10 protein-coding genes and 1 pseudogene are annotated in these 22,268 nt (G+C 30.0%); 10 read left to right on the forward strand and 1 reads right to left on the reverse strand.

The genetic code is table 11. The features are described 5' to 3' along the window. The first annotated feature begins 202 nt into the window (after positions 1-202). The 9 genes from mfd to lysS all read left to right on the forward strand — a co-directional run bounded on the left by mfd (position 203) and on the right by lysS (position 17,792). Positions 203-3,658, forward strand: coding sequence for a transcription-repair coupling factor (gene mfd / locus ACICP0_RS00730; protein ID WP_395480052.1), 3,456 nt, complete (start codon positions 203-205; stop codon positions 3,656-3,658). Positions 3,659-5,944: 2,286 nt separating this feature from the next. Continuing rightward, complete coding sequence (hslV, locus tag ACICP0_RS00735) at positions 5,945-6,475, forward strand: ATP-dependent protease subunit HslV (protein ID WP_395480053.1); 531 nt, start codon at positions 5,945-5,947, stop codon at positions 6,473-6,475. A gap of 11 nt (positions 6,476-6,486) precedes the next feature. Continuing rightward, a complete protein-coding gene (hslU, locus tag ACICP0_RS00740; protein ID WP_395480054.1) occupies positions 6,487-7,824 on the forward strand; it encodes an HslU--HslV peptidase ATPase subunit in 1,338 nt (445 codons plus the stop codon). A gap of 1,285 nt (positions 7,825-9,109) precedes the next feature. Beyond that, a complete protein-coding gene (locus ACICP0_RS00745; protein ID WP_395480055.1) occupies positions 9,110-9,730 on the forward strand; it encodes an undecaprenyl-diphosphatase in 621 nt (206 codons plus the stop codon). Positions 9,731-9,856: 126 nt separating this feature from the next. Next, a complete protein-coding gene (gene ygfZ / locus ACICP0_RS00750; protein ID WP_395480056.1) occupies positions 9,857-10,843 on the forward strand; it encodes a tRNA-modifying protein YgfZ in 987 nt (328 codons plus the stop codon). Positions 10,844-12,139: 1,296 nt separating this feature from the next. Beyond that, on the forward strand, positions 12,140-12,358 hold the full coding sequence (locus ACICP0_RS00755; protein WP_395480057.1) for a succinate dehydrogenase assembly factor 2: 219 nt from the start codon (positions 12,140-12,142) through the stop codon (positions 12,356-12,358). Positions 12,359-13,294: 936 nt separating this feature from the next. After that, positions 13,295-15,034 carry a single-stranded-DNA-specific exonuclease RecJ gene (gene recJ / locus ACICP0_RS00760; protein ID WP_395480058.1) on the forward strand — a complete coding sequence of 580 codons (1,740 nt, stop codon included), beginning with the start codon at positions 13,295-13,297 and terminating at the stop codon, positions 15,032-15,034. A 109-nt stretch (positions 15,035-15,143) separates the two neighbouring features. Further along, a protein-coding gene (prfB, locus tag ACICP0_RS00765) for a peptide chain release factor 2 (RefSeq protein ID WP_395480059.1) occupies positions 15,144-16,257 on the forward strand; the annotation gives its coding sequence in 2 pieces (ribosomal slippage) (positions 15,144-15,212 and positions 15,214-16,257; 1,113 coding nt in all). 8 nt (positions 16,258-16,265) lie between these two features. Further along, positions 16,266-17,792, forward strand: a complete 1,527-nt coding sequence (gene lysS, locus ACICP0_RS00770; RefSeq protein WP_395480060.1) for a lysine--tRNA ligase — start codon at positions 16,266-16,268, stop codon at positions 17,790-17,792. A gap of 835 nt (positions 17,793-18,627) precedes the next feature. Here lysS and gyrA read toward each other — a convergent pair. Further along, positions 18,628-21,177 (reverse strand): annotated as a pseudogene (gyrA, locus tag ACICP0_RS00775) (DNA topoisomerase (ATP-hydrolyzing) subunit A); the annotation flags it as partial. A gap of 249 nt (positions 21,178-21,426) precedes the next feature. Here gyrA and ubiG point away from each other — a divergent pair. Beyond that, positions 21,427-22,164 (forward strand): bifunctional 2-polyprenyl-6-hydroxyphenol methylase/3-demethylubiquinol 3-O-methyltransferase UbiG, encoded by a 738-nt coding sequence (ubiG, locus tag ACICP0_RS00780; RefSeq protein WP_395480061.1) that lies wholly within the window; start codon positions 21,427-21,429, stop codon positions 22,162-22,164. Positions 22,165-22,268 lie beyond the last annotated feature (104 nt).

A 22,268-nucleotide genomic window follows, 5' to 3' on the forward strand; every position in this document is an offset into this window, starting at 1 on the left:
CGTTTGATTGAGGTTGCGCAAGTAAAGTAAATAAGGATAATAAAGAGTTGTATGTCATGCTGAAATTTTCGGCGTTCTATACAATCTTTTTTTATTTCTACAATAAATTATACATAATTTATTATAGAAATATTTTATTGTACATTGTAACTACAATTTCTTCTTAAATTTCTTCTTAAGCTAAAACAGATTAATTATTAATATGTTAAAACAAGTGTATTATACCATACCTACAATGCCTGGCCAAAAACTAATTTTGGGTAAGGTTCTTGATGTTGCAAATTCTTTTGAATGTACCATGATTATTGATCATTATGTTGGACCAGTAATGATCATTACTAGTAATATGAAAAGCGCTTTGAAACTACACCATGAAATCCAGAAATTGACTCATTATTCAATCTTAATTCTACCAGATTGGGAATCTTGTCCCTATGACCATTTTTCGCCTAATCAAAAAATTATTTCTGATCGGTTATTTACACTTTCTCGCTTACCTTTAATGGTGCGGGGAGCAATAATTATTCCAATTAATACTTTGATGCAAAGAGTTTGTCCAAAAAATTTTTTACATTGTCACATTTTACAAATTGTAAAAGGACAGGATCTATCATGTAATAGATTACGTGTTCATTTAGAAAATCTTGGTTATCACAAGGTGGATCAGGTAATGGTTCATGGTGAATTTTCAATTCATAATATGCTATTAGATATCTATCCTATGAGTAGCAAAAAACCTTTTCGTATCATTTTTTTAAAAAACAAAATCAATGAATTATATATGTTTGATGTGGATACTCAACACACATTTCAAAATGTTACTGACATTGAAATTTTTCCAACACATGAATTTCCTACAAATAAATCTGGCATGGATACATTTCGTAGTCAGTGGCGTAAGTATTTCGATATACGATGCGATGCTAAACATATTTATCAACAAGTAAGTACAGGTGTTTTACCAGCAGGAATTGAATTCTGGCAACCACTTTTTTTTAATCAACCTCTAGTATCGTTATTTAGCTATCTTCCAGTAAATACATTGTTAATCAGCCAAGATGATTTCAAAATAAATGCAAATCACTTTTGGAAGAACATTCATATAAAATATAAGAATAAAGATATTGATCCTATGCAACCGTTATTACCTCCTGAAATATTATGGCTAAAAGTAAATAACCTATTATCCGAGATGAAAAAATGGCCGCAAGTACAAATCAGTTCCAATATTTTGACTCAAAAAAGAGTTGACCAAAAAAATATGGATTTTAGTCCTCTTCCAGATTTAATCATAGAGACTCAGAATAAAATTCCATTGAATAAACTACACCATTTTTGTAGAAATTTTGATGGTCAAATCATTTTTTTAATAGATAGTGAAAACCGATGGAATATCGTAAGCGAGTTGTTAATGCAAGTCAATATTCAACCAAAACGAATAAAAAATTTAAAAGATGCAAGTGAACACGGTATGTATTATATTATTGGTGCTAATGAACGCGGTTTTATAGATGTACTCCGTAATCGAACATTGATTTGTGAAAGCGACTGGCTAGGAGAACATGTTCGTCACCAAAAAAAAACAAATTATCGTACAATTAACGTCAATGTATTAATTCGTAATTTAGCGGAACTACATAAAAATCAACCTGTTGTGCATTTAGAACATGGAGTAGGCCGTTACTCTGGAATGACTACTTTGAAAGTTAATGGTATTGAATCAGAGTATTTAATCATTACTTATGCTAATGATGATAAACTTTATATTCCTATATCTTCATTGCATCTTATTAGTCAATATAGTGCTGGTTCGGATGAACAAGCGCCGTTACATAAATTAGGTGATGAAGTTTGGATGCGTGCTCGAAAAAAAACAACTGAACGAATACGGGACACTGCAGTTGAACTTCTTAATATTTACACCCAGCGCGCAATCAAAACTGGATTTTCTTTTCTTCCTAATAAGGCAAGCTATCAGATTTTTTGCAAAGAATTTCCTTTTGAGACTACACAAGATCAAACTCAAGTTATCAATGAAGTATTAAGTGATATGTATCAACCGTTAGCGATGGATCGGGTAATTTGTGGTGGAGTTGGCTTTGGAAAAACAGAAGTTGCAATGCGAGCTGCATTTATAGCGATAGAAAATCGTAAACAAGTAGCCGTTTTAGTACCTAATACTTTGCTAGCACAACAACATTTTGATAATTTTAGGGATCGATTTGCCAATTGGCCAGTGCATATAGAAATGATTTCACGATTTCGTAATTCGAGCGATCAAATAAAAATTTTAAATCAAACAGCCACAGGTAAAGTTAATATTTTAATTGGCACACATAAACTATTACAAGGTAATGTTCAATGGTATGATTTAGGATTACTCATCATTGATGAAGAACATCGCTTTGGTGTTCGACATAAAGAAAGTCTCAAGGCAATACGTGCCGACGTAGATATTCTTACATTAACTGCTACACCAATTCCTCGTACTTTAAATATGGCAATGGCTGGAATACGTGATTTATCGATTATCAACACACCTCCGGTGTGTCGGCTTTCCGTGAAAACTTTTATACATGAATATGATCATTTACTTATACGCGAAGTAATAATACGCGAACTTTTACGTGGAGGTCAAGTATATTATCTCCATAATGAAATAGAAAGTATTAAGAATACTGTCTATACATTGGAAAAATTAGTACCAGAAGCACGAATAGCAGTTGTGCATGGTAAAATGCATAAACACAATTTAGAACAGGTGATGAACGATTTTCATCGTCGATGCTTTAATATACTAGTATGCACTACTATTATTGAATCTGGTATCGATATTGCTAATGCTAATACAATTATCATCGAACGTGCTGATCATTTTGGTCTGGCGCAATTGCATCAATTGCGAGGTCGTGTTGGTCGTTCTCACCACCAGGCTTACGCCTATCTATTAACACCACCAATACAAGCTATGACTCATGATGCTCATAAACGATTAGAAGCGATTGCTTCTTTGAAAGATTTGGGTGCTGGTTTAACTTTAGCAAAACATGATTTAGAAATTCGAGGCGCAGGAGAACTATTAGGGGAAGATCAAAGTGGTCAAATAGAAACAATAGGATTTTCCCTTTATATGGAATTACTGGAAAGTGCATTAGCTGATCTGAAATCAGGCCGTGAACCTACTTTTAGCACTCTAACGCAACAAGTAACTAATTTAGAATTATGCGTTCCTATGCTGATACCGAAAGAGTATATTTCTAATATCAATACACGCCTGTCTTTTTATAAACGTATTGCTAGTGCCACCAATGACCATGAAATTGAAACAATAAGAATAGAATTGATCGATCGATTTGGATTATTACCGATACCAACATATCATCTCCTGGCAATTGCTAATTTAAGACGAAAAGCACAAGGTCTAGGAATATGTCGAATTGAAGGTAATGATAAAGGAGGCTTTATTGAATTCAGCGAAAAAAACCAACGAGTTGATCCTAAATATCTCATTGACTTATTGAAGACCCATTGTACTACCTACCAAATAGGTAGCCCAACTCGACTAAAATTTATTTGTAATTTAACAGATCATACAGTAAGAATTGAATATATCGATCAATTGTTAACAAAATTCCAAGAACATACCTTGATAGCCTAAAGGAAATGTGTTACAAACAATAATTTTAGATGAATGTAATAGATAAGTAAAGATCTTTATATTTTATTATGAAATGCAAAATTATAAATGTTAAAGATATGCAAAGTAATGCAGCCAGAGATATTAAATTAATTGAAATAAACGCATATTATACTATCTATTAATTCGGAATTACATCACATTTCATTTCATGAAATACTATTAATCAATAGTAATCCATTCCACTAACTATCAACTATTTTAATAGTTGTAATTCATCAGTATAAATATTATGCATAATTTTTCAGTCTTTTAGTTATATGCTAGCTTATAGTCATAAAACTTTACCTTATCTAAATTTTCATTTATTGATATATTTATCAAGGTATAATAGATGCTTACTATATCATAGTAAAGCTCACTATTTTTCATAAAATAGTATGTTATTGAAATAAGCTTTATTGACAATAGTCAGCATTTTCTTGCAATTTCAGATTGATTATAAAATGTACTTATATGTAAGTTGATATCTATTCTCTTGAATTTTAGATTAATTTTTTCTTTTATTTCAATATGGTAACATGACGTTACCGGAAATATTTACTTTAACGTAAATAAATAACATAAATTTTTTTACAAAAATTATATCTAGTTAGCCTATTTATAATTTTATTAAATTGAATTTTTATTTATACTATCGGTATTTAACATCGTTTTTTAAGTTATATTTAAATAATACATAAAAAATAATAATAATTTTTTAAAATAAAGTAAATTATTTATATACTAGTGAATGATAAGTATTTAATATTTTTTAATATAAAATGCTTTATAGAGACATGGTATGCATACCAACACAGTTGGTGTTAACATTATCAAATAAATACCTTGTCTAGTACTTATAGACTCGATTAACTTCATCTAAGTTGAGACGGATAAGACAACAGGTAGGTTGATTATGTTATTTCAATCAATTAGAGTAGTGGTGTGAAATTACTGGTGTTTATATAAAAATCGACAATAATATGCTATTTTTTTGAATTCAAAGCAGTGTCCATATGGTAACTGACGTTCAAAATAATATTTAATATATTTAAACTATCAGAATATACTAGAAACGAACAAGATGTCTTAAATGTAGTTAAATTATTCAGTTAACATATTTATTACTTTATTTAATAAACATTACATCATGTCCTTCTACAAAAACTACTCCTAGCATCATCTATATAGGAGCATACTAACTAACTCGTTATATTAGTACAAACTATAAAAAATTTTCATAAGGTTATAATAAAATCCTTTTTTAAATATTAAAGTTGGTTAAAATTGTACGATTTAATTAATCGTATTAAATATTTTAATAACAGTTAAATTTTTTATGTTTCACAGTAGCAACATAGAATTAGATAGTATCTATACATCCTCCATGCTAAATTTAAACTTTAAATATTATATAATGAAAAAATCGTAATTTTAATTAAAAAATCAATGCTGAAGAATATTTTTCTGAATAAATTAATATTCTATTTTATTTTTAAAATTAGAAAAATAAAGGAATCATATGTCATGTAAAATGGTATGCATGTATACATGCAATGTAAGTTTAACTATTATTGCTATTTCCAAAAATTTAAAAAACATTAATTCAATTATAATAACATGATAATATATCTTGTGTGTTGAAAACCGTTATAATATTTTTCATAAAACATTTTTACAAGCCGCAATAACATTTCATCAAATGTCATTTGCTAAAAGCATGTTCTTCAAATTAAAAAAGTATTATTACTAGACCATAGTAATAAAAAACATGTAAAGATTCATTGTTATACCTAATTAACCATGAAATAAATAAGAAACATCCTATGTATTACTTTTTGATTAAATAAATTTAAAAATATACATACTTACAATTCCATCTTGTTTCATAACGATTATTGTATATTTAACGGAGTAGTTTTTAAATGTTTTCATTTTGTGAAAGGCGTAATTTTTACGATACTATCAAAAATAGTGACAGTATAAAAGAATGAAGATTTACTTAGATAAAATCTTCCACCAATGTTAAACGTTGTATAATCGCTATTAATATATTAATTGCATCTGATTAGATTTTTTTATTGAAGCTGAGATAAAACTGATACATACCTACGGTATAGAAAAAATTAGATTTTTCACATTATATCTCTGTTTCTGTGAAAGGGTTGAAAATTTATAATTTCACCCCATCTGAGTAGTTATTCTTTACCCTGTATTGTCTAATAAGAAAATGCCTGTTTTACCTATACTCTAAAGGAAATGTTTGTGACGACAATTATAAGTGTACGCCGTAGGAAACATATCGTCATGGGTGGCGATGGTCAGGCTACCTTGGGTAATACTATCATGAAAAGTAATGTACGTAAAATCCGTCGTCTATACAATGACAAAGTGATTGCCGGATTTGCCGGAGGCACTGCTGATTCTTTTACTTTATTTGAATTATTTGAACGTAAATTAGAAATGCATCAAGGTCGTTTAATTAAATCTGCTGTAGAATTGGCCAAAGATTGGCGAACTGATCGAATGTTACGTCGTTTGGAAACGATCCTAGCAGTAAGCGATGAAAATAATTCACTCATAATTACTGGAAGTGGCGATGTCATGCAACCAGAAGATGATCTTATTGCTATTGGATCAGGTGGGCCTTATGCTCAATCTGCAGCACGTGCTCTTTTAGAGAACACTGAATTAAGCGCGCGTGAAATTGTTGAAAAGGCTTTAAAAATTGCTGGTGATATTTGCATTTATACAAACCATTGTTACACCGTTGAAGAATTAACGTACAGTGCGTAAGGATCTTAAATATGTCTAAAATGACTCCACACGAAATTGTCAGTGAACTCGATGGTTACATTATTGGCCAACATCGTACTAAGCGCGCTGTAGCCATCGCGTTACGTAATCGTTGGCGTCGTATGCAACTAGATAAAGAGCTGCGCAATGAAGTAACACCGAAGAACATTCTTATGATTGGTCCTACTGGTGTTGGTAAAACAGAAATTGCTCGTCGTTTAGCAAAATTAGCTAATTCTCCTTTTATTAAGGTAGAAGCCACTAAATTTACAGAAGTTGGCTATGTAGGTAAAGAAGTTGACTCTATCATTCGAGATCTAACTGATGCAGCAATAAAAATAGTACGGTTACAATCCATTGAACAAAATAGATTACGAGCTGAAGAATTAGCAGAAGAACGAGTACTTGACGTTTTAATCCCAACTCCAAAGAATAATAATTCTAAGGATATTTTCGAAAGAAATTATGAATCCTCCAATATATGTCAGAATTTTCGAAAAAAACTACGAGAAGGTAAGCTAGATGAAAAAGAAATTGAAATTAATCTTGCTGCCGCTTCACTTGGTGTTGAAATCATGGCACCTCCTGGTATGGAGGAAATAATCAACCAACTTCAATCAATGTTCAAAAATTTATCTGGACAGAAACAGACTCTAAGAAAGATCAAGATTAAAGAAGCAATGAAATTGTTAGTTGAAGAGGAAGTAGCTAAGCTCGTTAATCAGGAGGAATTAAAAGAACAAGCAATTGAAGCAGTTGAGCAACACGGTATTGTATTTATAGATGAAATTGATAAAATTTGTAAACGAGATACAGTATCTTGGTCAGATGTATCTCGAGAAGGAGTGCAGCGCGATTTATTGCCTTTATTGGAAGGTTGTACAGTATCTACCAAGCACGGCGTAGTAAGAACAGATCATATTCTATTTATCGCTTCTGGTGCATTTCAAATTGCTAGTCCATCAGATTTAATTCCTGAGTTACAAGGTCGATTACCAATTCGTGTGGAACTGGAAGCACTAACGATTGAAGATTTTGAACGAATTTTGACAGAACCAAGCGCTTCTCTCACTAGGCAATATATTGCATTAATGAAAACAGAAGGAGTACACATTACTTTTACTAAGGATGCTATCAAAAATATTGCTAAGGCTGCTTGGCAGGTGAATGAGCGTGTTGAAAATATAGGGGCTCGTCGTCTTCATACAGTTTTAGAGCGTTTGATGGAAGAAATTTCTTATGATGCTAGCGAATGGGATGGTAGAGTTATATCTATTGATTCAGATTACGTTCGCAATCATCTAGATAAATTAGTATCCGATGAGGACTTAAGTCGTTTTATCTTATAAGATAATCTGTTGTAAAACAGATTACTTTATGTTTATTGATATTAATCGGTTTTGCCTAAATAGATACAGAACATCTATTATTCTCGCATGCGGTTCATTAGATAATGAGTATTGTTTAGGTTTTTATTTTCTAAAGATTATGTCAAATAAAGTGACATGTTGTAAAATTACACATTTTTATATTCACTAAACATATAAAAAACTGATTTTGACTTAATTAAATAAATTAATGTAACTACTTAATTAAGTATTTACTTTCATGAAAGCGGTTTATTATTCCATTAATAGAAATTAATAATTAAAACTATTGCTATTCTTGCGATATATGTCTTCATATATAATTATAGCTGTCACTATAACTTCTTTAAGTCAAATTTATTTATTAATACTATTAAAATCATGGTGTTAATATTTATTGTCAATTTTTAAAATTATCTATTTTATTAAAAATATATCTTATTGTTTGATGTAACAATCTGTAATTTTTTCAAAAATTAATTTTTCAATATAAAATATATTTTTATCAAACTTTTTTATTAAAAAAATTATGTACATCAGTTTTTCTCTAAAAAAAGAAAAGAATAGCAATATATTTTTAATTTTAAAGAACAAGTCAATTGACTAATATTAAAATTACATAAATTTATTGAATATAATATTATAATATAAGTTATTGCCACCAAATGAATTATAAAAATATTTATACATAGTTCACGTTTATTGAAATTACAATTTTCTTATAATTCATTCTAGACTACAATACTTGACATATCAATTATATAGATCTTCTAAAGAATTATTTTTCTAGTTAATATTCAATTTTGCTAATAAAATATATTCTGCTATTCATTAAGTAAAAAGAAATCAATACAGCTGATCTGTTAGATTTATTGATCTTATCAAAAACGAATTCAGCAACAATAAAGTCACAATTATATTAACTTTGTTATCAACAAATTTGATATATATGATAAATTTTGCTAAACATCTTGTATTTTATAATTGAAAATATCTCATCTTTTAACTTAATTTTATTGCATTATCGTCATTATTATATATATCACAGAAAAGCAAACAAATGATTAACATTTTAAATAGTATCTTATTGAGATAATGGAATATGCATGAATACTTATTTTCAATACTGCCATTTATCAATTTATTGTGCGTAATATAGATTAATATCGCTAATTTAATAACGATCCTTTTTTGGATAAAAGTGTAATAATATTGACATTATAGCATAATATACCTATTTTCCAATATTCAATACAGACATATCATTATGATAATATCTATTCCAATACTAGAACAACTCAACCTGTACTTATTTCAGTTAATTAACGCTCCTGTGGAAGTTAACCCCGGTATCCTTCAAATAGGCACATTCTTTGCACGCGATGCCATCGTATTATTTCCATTAATGTTATTTTCTAATTTATTTTGGCGTGGAAAGAAAACTAAAAAAGTTGTATTAGTAGCGTCACTTAGTATGCTATTTTCAATAGTTATCAATGTAGCTATTGAAAAAATTTTTATGATATATCATCTGAGGCCATTTATGATTCCACTTGGACAACATTTTCTTTCTCATCCTGCTAATAATTCTTTTCCCAGCAATCATATGTCCCTATCGTGTGCCATAAGCTTTAGTATGATTATAAGTAGAATATTACGCTGGCAAGGTATCTTTTTGTTCGTTATTAGTATTGTTATCGCTTGGGCTAGAATTTATATGGGTGTGCACTTTCCACTGGATATGGCAGGATCTTTGGTGGTAGCATGCATTAGTGTGGTTCTTAGTTTACGGTGTTCAACATTAGTAGGTAAGATATATACTCATGTATATGAACGTTTCTATTCTTTTTGTTCTCACTTTGTTCGAAAGAACATAACAAAAAAATAGCATATGTCATATTGTAAATCACATTTAGTTATAAAATTATAATGTTTTGTAAGCATTGTATTGCAAATGAGTGCATTAGGAAAATGAGGACATTTTATATACCATCAAATATCAATAGGCTTAGTTATGTTATCGAATGTATCTTTTACTCCCCGATTACCATTATCTTCGCAACATTTACCTCTGACTCTAATTTCTCTAGAGGAGTGGGCATTAATCACGCTACATGGTAAAGATACTATACAATACTTACAGGGACAATTTACATGTGACGTAAAAAAATTAAAATCAGATTATTTCTGTTATTCTGCTCATTGCGACCCTAAAGGTAAAATGATTAGTAATTTATTTATTTTTTATTATGGAAACGGAATGGGATATATCGTACGACGTAGTGTACGCGATATTCAACTGAGTGCACTAAAAAAATATTCTATTCTATCTCAAATCACAATAACAGCTAATGATCAAGCGGTATTGCTGGGTATTGCAGGATTTCAAGCACAAGAAACCCTTAGTGAATTATTTGATTGTATGCAATATGCATCTGGTCCTGTGATACATCATCAACATACAACCATTATTCATTTTAATTTACCTACATCTCGTTTCCTACTTATAACAACACCAGAAATACGTGATGCATTACAAAAAAAACTAACAGGCATAGCTCAATTCAATGATAGCCAACAGTGGTTAGCGCTGGATATAGAAGCTGGTTATCCATTAATTGACAGCGCCAATATTACGAAGTTTATTCCTCAAGCTACCAATATTCAAGCATTCAAGGGAATTGATTTTAACAAAGGTTGTTATATTGGTCAAGAGACAGTAGCTCGGGCTCAATATCGCGGTATTAATAAACGTTCTTTATATTGGTTGTTAGGACAAGCGTCTCATATTCCTGTTGCTGGAGATGAGCTTGAATTACAAATAGAAAACCGATGGCGACGAACCGGAACAGTATTAGCAGCTTGTCGACTTGCAGATACTTCTATTACAATACAAGCAGTGATGAATAATCATTTATCTAAAAATGCTTCATTACGTGTATGCAATGACAGCACAAGTATGCTAAATATTTGTCCTTTACCATGTTTTATAAAAAGTTAAAACATTGTTTTATAAAAAGTTAAAACATTTCTTTGTACGACACTGTTTCCATAAAATTTAAAATTGTTTGTTTCTTTCAAAGTTTTACAATAAATAATTGAATACATTAAATTGATTATTAGGATATGATTACATATAACTTTAAATTAAAAAATAACTTAAATTAACAGAACTTAGTTTTCTAGATTAATTTTTGTATTGATTAATTAAATATCATTTTAATAATACAATTCACACTATGTAGCATGCTTTCTTTAATTCGCAGTTACTTTGGTTAGTTTTTGATATTGATCATAATCATATTCATTGCTCAATGATTATTACAACCAATACAAGTAAGTATATCAAGTAAAATCAATAATAGTAATTTAATCGCTAATATTAGCAATTAAAAACTAGATAATTAAATCACTTAACTAAAAAATAACATCGTTACTTAGTAACAGAACTGTAATTATAAAGATAATTTTTAAAAGATTAAAACGCTGAAAACCGAAGAATGCCGACGCATTACTACATACAATGAGACTATCATTAATAGATATTTATCATATATAATTAATAACTGATATATTTACAATCAAATACAATGTTATTGCTATAGGTCACACATAATATTGATAATAATCTCTTCCTTCAAAAAATGTATTTTAAGATACACAATCATCTCATTAAAAAGTTTGTGGTCTAAAAATTTAGTATTCTTGAATGAATTTTTATAATTTGAAGATTAAATGTATAATTTAAATTAATTTAGTTTGATAATAAGAACATTGTTTAAGACGGTTAAAATTCATCCTATTAAACGGATGTAGGAATGCTTCCCTTAATTTATTTTTTTTCATATTGCTATGATTTTTATGAATTTATGTTATTTCTATTAAACAATAGAACTTGAACTAAATACTTTATAGTTAATCAAAAATTGATTAGTGAATGTTTTTAAAAATAAAAACTTGGCATTTTATTATATATTATTGATTTAAATTAATTAGCCAGTGCTAAATTAGAATATTTAATTTTGTCAATATATTAATATTACTCTATTATATAGAACACAATGTATGTTTCTTGTAGAAAGTATGGAATATATGCTTGTTTAGCATCTATTTTATTGCAATATCGTTGTATTATAAATTTATTCGTCTATTGCCATAAACTTATAGTTCAGTACAATAGATACGTTTTAAAGATAATCGAAAATATCAATTAAATAATTAATGTTTTGAGTATAAAAGGAAAATTAATATAAAAATTTATAATAAAGCGCAACTCCGATGGGCATGCCGAAGGAGTATGCGTGAACTAGATATCATTATTACACCATTTTTCGAACTAAATTTCGATTTCCTAAATGAGGAAGAAAAACTACATTTTATTCGTTTATTGTATTGTGATGATCTTGACTTATTTCGCTGGATCATAAACTATACAAAACCAGATAATCATGCTTTTGAAAAAATTGTTTCTATGATTCAAATCCAAAATGACAAACGTAAATCTTGGGTAAGCTGACATATAAAATTTGTTTCGAAATAAAGTTAGAAAGTTTGTTAACTGTACCAATAAACACAAATTTATAAATTATATTTGAATAAGATCAAAAAATTAATTTATTAACATTAAAAGCAATGAATTTAAAATATAAATAATATTTTTTTAATAAAATAAATAATGTAGCATTGCAATGCTTTACTAAAAATTAGATTTTGGTAAAGATTATAATTTTTAGTTGTTGCGTAATACTGATAATTTAAAGTTGTTAATACTTATTAAAGTATTTAAATATACCTGTCAGCAGTATCGATATAAAATAGATCCATTATTTATTATCAAAAAACATCAATTCTCAAGTAATCTATTAAATGATGTGAATAAAATTCAAATTTAAATAACATTCAATACGACATACCTACTCAGAAACATTAATGAATGACTTACTATATACTCCCATCTATATTATCATAGAATATTAATTAATCACTAAACAAGATTATTTAAATTTTGTTTAATTATTTAAAAATACTTTAAGATGCTAACTATCATCAAAAATTTCTTAAAAAGAGTAATTATATCTTACGAAGATCCTCAGTAATAATAGTTATAAACTACATGGAAAACACGAAAATTATGATATATTCCAATATAATCTAATAATATTTTCCTATTCTAATAAAAACTAATTTTTAGATAAAAATTGTCTGATCCTGGTGTCAGATATACTTAATAGTAATTTAACTGAGATATTGTTTTATTCTGTAATTGAAATACTAAACACTTTTTATCAATATTTATTATTAGTATCAGTATATATTATATATGTAATATAATAATACTATTAGTAGTGTTTCTTTAATTCAAAATTAGATAGTTTTAAAATGGCTATATGCATGTCCAATATTATAAAAATGTTTAAAGTAAATGATAGAACATTAATATAGCAATAAAATAATGATAAATAAAACTACATTACGTCGGCGTCCAATAGGAAACGTTTCTCTTTTAGAAGAAGCTGATATTCCATTGTTACTAAAACAACTTTATGTACAACGTGGTATCAATACCATCAGTGAACTGGAGTTAAAAACTAGAAATTTGCTAGCTTATTATCAAATAAATGGTATTAAGACGGCAGTGACATTGCTTGTAAAAGCAATACTCAATCAACACAATTTTATGATAATTGGAGATTTTGATGTTGATGGTGTCACTAGTACAGCACTAACAGTTCTGTCATTAAGACAAATGGGTGCGAAAAACGTGAATTTTCTCATACCAAATCGCTTTAAAGATGGATATGGATTGAGTCCTGCAATCGTGGAAAAAGCAGCAGCACACCACGCTCAGTTAATACTCACTGTAGATAATGGAATTTCTTCCTATGCTGGAGTAAAATTAGCACGTGAAAAAGCCATTCCGATAATTATTACTGATCATCATTTACCTGGCACAATTCTTCCAGATGCTGATGCTATTGTAAATCCTAATGTACATGATTGTACATTTCCTTCGAAATGCTTAGCAGGAGTCGGAGTAGCCTTTTATTTACTATTGGCATTACGTGCTCAGCTTAATAGTATTGGATGGTTTGTAAAAAAAGGCATAATGCTACCTAAATTAGCAGAATTTCTAGATTTAGTAGCTTTTGGTACCGTAGCAGATTTAGTACCACTAGATTCCAATAATCGTATTTTAGTTCATCAAGGTATCAAGCGTATCCAAGCCGGTCGATGTCGTCCCGGCATTCAAGCACTTTCGGATATAGCTAAAATTGATAGAACTCAATTATGCACTAATGATATTAGTTTCTCACTAGGACCTAGACTGAATGCTGCAGGAAGAATTGATGATATGTCAATAGGAGTAGATTTGTTATTGACGGATGATCTACTTCAAGCTCATATTTTTTCAAAAAAATTGGATGTTTTTAATAAAAGTCGACGTGAAATTGAACAAAGAATGAAAGTTGAAGCTATGACCTTATGTCAGAATCTAGAGTCATGTAATCAGAGTCAAATGCCATATGGGTTAGCTATGTACCATGATAAGTGGCACGAGGGGGTAATTGGAATTCTAGCCGCACGAATCAAAGAATATTTCCATCGACCAGTTATTGCTTTTGCTTCAACTCAAAATGGTCTTTTAAAAGGTTCAGGACGCTCAATTTCCGGATTGCATCTATGTAATTTACTTGAACATCTAAATGTTCTGTACCCAAAATTAATGCTAAATTTTGGCGGACATGCTATGGCAGTTGGTTTAACGCTAGAACAGAAAAAATTTAATTTATTCCAAAAACATTTTTCTGAATTAGTTAATGATCATTCAAATTCTACACAATTCGAAGAGGTGATTTGGTCAGATGGTGAATTGACAGATAAAGATCTGACACTAAATACTGCAGAACTTTTGCGAAATGCCGGTCCTTGGGGACAATCGTTTCCAAATCCACTATTTGATGGTTACTTTCAGATAGTAAATCATAAAATAATAAAAAAACAACATTTAAAGCTTATTTTAAAACCATTAATAGGTGGACCAATACTCGATGGCATTGCTTTTAATATTGATCCCTCCTGTCTACCCATAAATGAGTTTCATATTGTCCAATTAGCTTATCAACTTAATGTAATCACATTTCGAGGACAACGCAGTTTACAGTTATTAATTCAGCATATTTGGCCATTGTAAATAGCATGCACTTCTTTTACTCAATGAGTGATATTATCTTCTACTGGACCGTCAATCTATTATAATGCTATATTAGTACATATTTTACTATAGGTAAGCACATTAATCTATGTTTGAAATTATTAATTTGATAAAAAATCACATTGCAAATCTTTTTGAAAGAACCTCCATTGTAAGGAGGCATCTTTAACTACGATATTAAAAGAGAACGTTTAAATATAATTAATGTTGAATTAGAAAATCCTGATATTTGGAATAAATCTGGTCTCGCTCAAGCTTTAGGTAAAGAACGATCCCTTTTGAAAGTTACCATTGAAACAATTGATCACCTTACTCAAGAACTAGAATATGTTGATGGTCTTTTAACATTATCTATCGAAGAAAATGAAAATAATGAAAATGAAGAAATGTTTTTTGAAATTCAAAATACACTAGGCAATTTGGAAAAACAATTAACTCCATTAGAATTCAATCGTATGTTTTCTAATGAATATGATATATCGAATTGCTATATGGATATCCAAGCTGGTTCTGGCGGTACCGAAGCTCAAGATTGGGCTAGCATGTTGCTTAGAATGTATCTGCGTTGGTCAGAATTCCGTGATTTCAAAACTGAAATAATAGAAATGTCTGAAGGAGAAGTAGCAGGTATTAAATCAGTAACGATCAAAATCGTAGGTCATTATGCTTATGGTTGGTTACGTACTGAAACCGGAGTTCATCGTCTTGTACGGAAAAGTCCATTTGATTCTAGCGGACGACGGCATACCTCTTTTAGTGCTGCTTTTGTTTATCCGGAAGTGGATAATGATATAGATATTGAAATTAATCCAGTTGATCTACGTATTGATGTCTATCGTGCTTCAGGTGCAGGCGGTCAACATGTTAATCGAACTGAATCTGCAGTTCGTATAACTCACTTGCCAACAAATATTGTCACACAATGCCAAAACGACCGATCACAACATAAAAATAAGGACCAGGCGATGAAACAATTAAAGGCAAAGTTATATGATCTTGAATTAAAAAAGAAACATCTTGAAAAGCAAGCAATGGAAGATATTAAATCCGATATTGGATGGGGTAATCAAATTCGTTCATATGTTCTTGATGATTCTCGTATAAAAGATCTTCGTACTGGCATTGAAACACGAAATATCCAAGCAGTTCTAGATGGTGATTTAAATAAATTTATTGAAGCTAGTTTGAAATTGGGGTTATAAAAATCTATATGTCTGAATTATATTTGAAAAATAATATTTCTCAAGATTTAAAGTTAAATAATGAATTACGTATACGTCGGGAAAAATTGATCCAACTTCGTCAAAAAAGCATAGCATTTCCTAATGATTTTCGTCGTGATACTATCACCGAACAATTACATGAATGCTATGGTGAAAAAAGTAATAACGAACTAGAAAAATTGGATATTACAGTTAACATTGCTGGTCGAATGATGTCTCGTCGAATTATGGGAAAAGTTGCTTTTGTGACTTTACAAGATGTTAGTGGAAAAATTCAGCTCTATGTGACCTGTAATAATTTATCTAATGATATATATAACGAGCATTTTAAACAATGGGATCTCGGCGACATTTTAGGTGTACATGGAAAATTATTTAAAACTCGTACAGGAGAGCTATCTGTTCGATGTTATAAAATTCGTCTACTTACTAAAGCAATACGTCCACTACCAGATAAATTTCACGGATTAACTAATCAAGAAATCTGCTATCGTCAGCGTTATTTAGATCTTATTGCTAACGATTATTCACGACGAACATTTAAACTGCGTTCGCATATTATAGCGGAAATCCGTCGTTTTATGATCGATCGCGAATTTATGGAAGTAGAAACACCAATGATGCAACCCATTCCAGGAGGAGCATCAGCGCGTCCATTTATTACCTATCATAATGAACTCAATCATGACATGTATTTACGTGTCGCGCCAGAACTATATTTGAAACAGTTAGTTATAGGCGGCTTTGAACGAATCTTCGAAATTAATCGTAATTTTCGAAATGAAGGATTATCGACATACCATAATCCAGAGTTCACCATGATGGAACTCTATATGGCCTATGCAGACTATCGCGACTTAATGTCGCTAGTAGAAGATCTTTTTCGAACATTAACTAAGAGAGTACTAGGTACTAGAATAGTACGCTATGGTGATAAAGTTTTTGATTTCAACAAACCTTTTACTAAAATGACTATGAAAGAAATGATTTGTCATTATTGTCCAGATATTTCTTCAGAATCTTTAAACGATAAGGTCTCCATAACTTCTGTTGCAAAATCGCTTGGCATCGATATAAATAAAAGCTGGGAGATTGGATTAATTCAAACTAAAATATTTGAAGAAATTGCAAATAGCCATTTGATTCAGCCGACATTTGTCACTAACTATCCAGCATCAGTCTCGCCGCTAGCTCGCCGTAATGATGAGAATCCTTTTTTTACTGAAAGGTTTGAGTTTTTTATTGGAGGTTTAGAAATAGGAAATGGTTTTTCAGAATTAAATGATCCAGAAGATCAAGCTATTAGATTTACTGAACAAATACAGTCTAAACATAATAATAATGTCGATATCACAGCCATGTTCTATGATAATGATTATATCACTGCGCTTGAATACGGATTGCCACCAACCGCTGGATTAGGTATTGGAATTGATCGTTTGGTAATGTTATTGACTAATAGACATACTATTCGAGATGTAATTTTTTTTCCAGTATTACGTCCTAAAAAATAATATACTATAAAAATGAAGACATGATTTTAAATAAAATGTATATGTCAATTTTCATATATTGAACATTTTAGATGCTTATTAACATTATAGCAACTTATATAGAAATCATTTGATTTATTAATTATCAAATTGATTTAATCCAAAAGATAATGTAAGTTATTAAGATAGTAATTGAAGGAATTGATCTGATCATTTCAATAAAAACTAGATATTGTTCTAATATACTCAATTAAATTAAAATAAATTAATTTTATCAGTAAATGTAATTTAAATATAGACATCATATTTTTCTATAAGAAGAAAGTGAAACAATATATGATTAATATCAATCCCATCCATTTTGTTGGATGTTACAATACGTTAAAAATACAACAATCTAGAACGATTACTAAACAGTATGTAATTAATAGAATATAAATTATTCATTATAAATATTTTATTTTCTATCATAATTTGTAGCTGTAGAACACAAATAAATACATTGATTAGATCAATGCTGATTGATTGACTCTATTTGACTTTATCAAATTCCATGCTCGTAATTTTTTTTGTCTATAGACAAAAATTTCTAAATTTATACTTTTTTTAAAAAAAACTGAAAAATAACTGCAATGTGAAATAAAATAATTTAAGCATATTAAATATAAGCAAATTAATTACCTAAATTGAAAACTAATAAATGATATCACATTCTAGTTTTAGAATCACATCTAGTTAATTATGACAAATGATTATTATTAGTAATAACTAAATTCAATTTAGTCATTTTCATGAACTTTATTAAAATAATTAATTATTTGGTGAAAATGATTTAGTTTTCAGATGTTTCTTGATTTATATTTGTATCTTCTGGTGGTTTAATTAGAGATTGTAAACCTACTACTTTTTCATCATTTACAGTACGAATTAGTGTAACACCCTGAGTATTTCGGCCACTGATATTTACTTCAGAAACCCGTATGCGTACTAAAGTACCAAAAGCAGTAATCATCATAATTTGATCACACTCATTTACCTGTACCGCACCGACTACTTTTCCATTTCGTTTGTTAACTTTGATAGAGATTACGCCCTGCGTGGCTCGCGATTTAGTTGAATATTTTGATTGAAGAGTACATTTCCCGTAACCATGTTGGGTTACCGTCAAGATAAGTCCATTATTACGCGGTACGATAAGAGAAACGATATGATCTTTTTTTGCTAAATTAATTCCTCGAACACCTATTGCAATACGGCCCATGCTACGAACTTGATTTTCTGAAAAGCGAACAACTTTTCCATAGGAAGAAAATAGCATAACTTCATTTTTTCCGTCGGTTAGATCAACACCTATAAGTTCATCGCCTTTATTAAGATTTATGGCAATAATACCGGTACTGCGCGGACGGCTAAATTCATTCAAAGAAGTCTTTTTTACAATACCGTTAGCTGTTGCCATAAACACATAACTTCCTTCTTTATATTGTTTTACTGGTAAAATAGCAGTTATACGTTCTTCCGGATGCAGAGGCAAAAGATTAGCTATTGGTCTACCACGAGAATCTCGACTTGCTTCTGGTAATTGATAGATCTTCTTCCAGAAGATTCTTCCTTGATTTGAAAAAAGCAAGATAGTATCATGAGTATTTGCTATTAATAAACGATTAATAAAATCTTCATTTTTTACAGCAGCAGCTGATTTTCCCTTTCCACCACGGCGTTGAGCTTCATAGTCAGTTAACGGCTGATATTTTATATATCCTTGATAAGATAGAGTAACAACTATATCTTTTTGATTAATTAAATTTTCAACTTCTATATCAGAGGAATGAGTAGTAATTTCAGTACGCCGAGGATCTTCATATTGTTCTTTAATAGCTATTAATTCTTTACGTATTACCTGCATCATACAAATTGGATTTTCTAAAATTTGTGTGAGTTCCCTAATTAAGGACTGTAGAGTTTGATACTCCTTAAATAATTTTTCATGTTCCAAATTCGTCAGATTTTGTAACCGGACATTTAAAATTGCCTGAATTTGTTGTTCCGTGAGATAATATTGTCCATCAAGAATTCTATGCTTCGGTTCCTCCTTTGTCCAGTCTAGCTTGTTGATATCTTCGATATGATTTAGTGGAATGTTTGCAATAGATTTTAGAGTCCAAGGACGAGACGCAAGAGCAATTTTTGCCTCTTCTGGAGTCGATGTTTGACGAATTAATGCAATAATTAGATCAATGTTCATCATTGCAATCGTTAATGCTTCTAGTATATGAATACGTTCTTGGTTTTTTTGCAATTCAAAAATGGTTCGTCGGGTTACTACTTCACGACGATGGTGAATGAAAGCTGATAAAATATCTTTCAACGATAATATTTTTGGCTTTCCTTGATGCAAGGCTACTATATTGATAGAAAAGGATACTTGCAATTGAGTCAAAGAGTAAAGATTATTGAGCACTACTTTTCCTATTGCATCACGTTTTATTTCGATGATGATACGCATACCATCTTTATCAGATTCATCTCGCAAACCACTAATTCCTTCAATTCTTTTTTCTTTTACTAGATCAGATATTTTTTCAATCAAACGTGCCTTATTGACTTGATAGGGAATTTCATGAACAATAATAGTTTCACGGTTAGTTTTTTTATTGTTTTCTACTTTAGCGCGTGCACGGATGTAAATTTTTCCTCGTCCAGTACGGTAAGCTTCTTCAATACCGCATCGGCCATTAATGATAGCTGCTGTTGGAAAATCAGGACCAGGAATATATTTCATTAAGCTTTCAACACTAATATTTTCATTATCAATATATACTAAACATCCATTAATAACTTCTGCAAGATTATGTGGTGGAATATTTGTAGCCATGCCCACAGCAATACCTGAAGCACCATTAACTAACAAGTTTGGAATTCTAGTAGGCATAACATCTGGAATTTGTTCAGTCCCATCATAATTAAAGGTATAATTGACAGTCCCTTTTTCTAAATCTGCCAATAGTTCATGAGCAATTTTTGCCATACGTATTTCTGTATAACGCATTGCAGCAGCTGAGTCGCCATCGACTGAACCAAAATTACCATGACCATCCAACAGTGTATAACGTAAAGAAAAAGGTTGTGCCATACGTACGATAGTGTCATAAACAGCACTATCTCCATGAGGATGATACTTACCAATGACATCACCAACAACACGCGCTGATTTTTTATAAGGTTTGTTCCAATCATTACCAAGTACATTCATTGCGAACAGTATACGACGATGGACAGGTTTCAGTCCATCTCGGACATCTGGCAGTGCACGTCCAATAATAACCGACATGGCATAATCTAAATAAGAGAGTGTCATCTCTTCTTCTATATTAACTGGTATAATTTCTTTACCAAAATTGCTCATTGAGCTACTATCCTTATAGTGTTACTGTATATAGCATTTACCCAAGTGTCATAATTTCAGATTATATCATCTTTCTTCAGTATAATGGCAGTCTTGAAATGATAAGGAAAATATAAAAATTACTTTAGTTTTATATATATTCGGAAGAGAATATTGTTTCTAACATAGAAGAGTACAACCTTATCAAGACATTAGCTACTGAATAGATTATTTTACATATATTAATAGATAAAAATTATAATAACCTTTATGAGTGATAAAACATTATTACACATCAAAAAACATATAAACAATATTGATTTCAACGAAATTATCAAGTTTAATTCTGTCGCCAATTGTTGGTGGGATCCAAATGGTGCATTCAAAGTACTACATCAAATTAATCCGATTCGTTTAGATTATATTCTTAATTGTTCTAAAGGATTATTTTCTAAAAATGTACTTGATGTTGGATGTGGCGGTGGAATATTGTCAGAAAGTATGGCACGAGAAGGAGCAAAAGTAACTGGTCTAGATATAAGTGCGGAACTATTAGAAAGTGCTAAACAACACGCCCTTGAAAGCGGTATATCTATTAATTACATCCATCAAACAGTGGAACACCATGCTAGTATCTATCCTGGTGCTTATGATATTATAACGTGCATGGAAGTATTAGAACACGTGCCAAATCCAAAATTAATTGTACAAGCTTGTGCCAAGTTGATAACACCAAATGGTGAAGTATTTTTTTCGACTTTAAATCGTAATTTAAAAACATTATTAATAGCTATTATTGGTGCTGAATACATATTGCGTATGATACCATGTAGAACTCATAATTTTAATAAATTTATTCAACCTGCTGAGTTGCTCGATTGGATCGATGACACCTCGTTGCATGAAAAGCAGATTATTGGTTTAAAATACAATCCATTCAAAGATCAATTTTATTTATGTAATAATGTGGATGTTAACTATATCTTATATACGAAGCAGTCAATATAAAAATTTGATATACTATGCAGTAGTAGTATTTTGTTAAAAAATCTTGCTATATTCTAGCTATTGAAATAGAAGTTCACTATAAGAAACTATTATTGAATAAAATT

It is taken from the genome of Candidatus Curculioniphilus buchneri endosymbiont of Curculio glandium (assembly GCF_964275155.1).
GTDB classification, from domain to species: domain Bacteria; phylum Pseudomonadota; class Gammaproteobacteria; order Enterobacterales; family Enterobacteriaceae; genus Curculioniphilus; species Curculioniphilus buchneri.

Excerpts from the sequence above, each read along its gene's own strand:
- lysS (WP_395480060.1), top strand. The coding sequence starts at position 16,266 with ATGTCTGAATTATATTTGAAAAATAATATTTCTCAAGATTTAAAGTTA.
- ygfZ (WP_395480056.1), top strand. The coding sequence starts at position 9,857 with ATGTTATCGAATGTATCTTTTACTCCCCGATTACCATTATCTTCGCAA.
- mfd (WP_395480052.1), top strand. The coding sequence starts at position 203 with ATGTTAAAACAAGTGTATTATACCATACCTACAATGCCTGGCCAAAAA.
- recJ (WP_395480058.1), top strand. The coding sequence starts at position 13,295 with ATGATAAATAAAACTACATTACGTCGGCGTCCAATAGGAAACGTTTCT.
- ACICP0_RS00755 (WP_395480057.1), top strand. The coding sequence starts at position 12,140 with ATGCGTGAACTAGATATCATTATTACACCATTTTTCGAACTAAATTTC.
- ubiG (WP_395480061.1), top strand. The coding sequence starts at position 21,427 with ATGAGTGATAAAACATTATTACACATCAAAAAACATATAAACAATATT.
- hslU (WP_395480054.1), top strand. The coding sequence starts at position 6,487 with ATGTCTAAAATGACTCCACACGAAATTGTCAGTGAACTCGATGGTTAC.
- ACICP0_RS00745 (WP_395480055.1), top strand. The coding sequence starts at position 9,110 with ATGATAATATCTATTCCAATACTAGAACAACTCAACCTGTACTTATTT.